The 978-nt window shown below is 57.4% G+C and carries 2 protein-coding genes; both read left to right on the top strand.

The window, feature by feature from the left end; translation table 11 throughout:
- Nucleotides 1-102 precede the first annotated feature (102 nt).
- A complete protein-coding gene (locus BQ17_RS24480; RefSeq protein ID WP_089730127.1) occupies nucleotides 103-300 on the top strand; it encodes a ferredoxin in 198 nt (65 codons plus the stop codon).
- A gap of 5 nt (nucleotides 301-305) precedes the next feature.
- Complete coding sequence (locus BQ17_RS19885; RefSeq protein ID WP_176722535.1) at nucleotides 306-842, top strand: hypothetical protein; 537 nt, start codon at nucleotides 306-308, stop codon at nucleotides 840-842.
- Nucleotides 843-978: the final 136 nt, after the last annotated feature.

The raw sequence follows: 978 nt of genomic DNA, 5'->3' as shown, positions 1-978 counted from the left end.
ACCCAACCGAACACCGAAGCACGCGCCTAACCCGACCTACCACGACCAGCGGCCGGCAGCTAACTTAATGGCATTGACTTTCAGGTAAAGAGTAAACCCGGAATGGAAAGCGAAGTTCTCCTAATCACCGACCGGGGGCGTTGTATCAGGTGTTCTTCCTGTGCTTCGCTGGCTCCGGGCTGTTTTCTGGTTGAGGAAGAAGGTAGCCGCGTCATCCGACAACCTGCGTCTGACGATGAGCGGTCTTGCTGCCAAGAAGCCGTGTTGAATTGTCCGGCTCAGATCATAGCGATCATTTGATCCATATGACTGCTACTGCTATGCCGGAGACGAGAGTCAGGCTGAGGCGAAGGGACCGGGAGCAACTTTTACGCGACGCCTGGCTGCGTCATGACGCGCTATGGTTTGGTTATGTCTCTGAGCACCTGGATGACAAGCTCGTCAATGTAGGCAACCGGATGATCGTAGAGCGCCTGGCCGAATACGAAATGCTGTCGTTGATGCGCAAGCTGCGCCTATGGCCGGGAAATGGGGATGCCGCAACCCTGAAGGCGCTCTTTGAAATTGGTATCGATCTCTATCAAACCCGTTACTCGCCGGTGGAGATCGAACTGCTCCCTGGTAACTGCTTGGGTGTTTCCATGCATGACTGTTGGGCCTGTAAGGCCGTGCGTGAGGCCGGCCGGTTGGATCGCTATCGGTGCGGCCCTTGGGCACGTCTGAAAGGATGGCTCAAGGCGGTAGGCATAATCCCTAAACTGAAGCCGGATCCCGGGCTCTGTCTGGCGTTGCAAGAGCAAGGGGCGGAAGAGGTATGTCGGGTGGAGGTAGCCATTCCTTAGCAATCCTGAATGAGTTGGCGCGGTTTGGGGGAAAAGATCCCTCCTGCGTCGGGACAGGGACGCTCGTTCCCACGCTCCAGCGTGGGAACGGCAGCTTGTCCGCTCCAGCGGACGCGGCTCTTCTGTGCTGATCGGC

The organism is Candidatus Thiosymbion oneisti (genome assembly GCF_900092655.1).
GTDB classification, from domain to species: Bacteria; Pseudomonadota; Gammaproteobacteria; order Chromatiales; family Chromatiaceae; genus Thiosymbion; species Thiosymbion oneisti.
Note: the sequence above shows the minus strand (reverse complement) of the source record. Positions and strands in the feature narration are given on the sequence as shown.

What these genes read in the sequence shown, in the direction of transcription:
- BQ17_RS19885 (WP_176722535.1), top strand. Translation starts at nt 306, where the DNA reads ATGACTGCTACTGCTATGCCGGAGACGAGAGTCAGGCTGAGGCGAAGG.
- BQ17_RS24480 (WP_089730127.1), top strand. Translation starts at nt 103, where the DNA reads ATGGAAAGCGAAGTTCTCCTAATCACCGACCGGGGGCGTTGTATCAGG.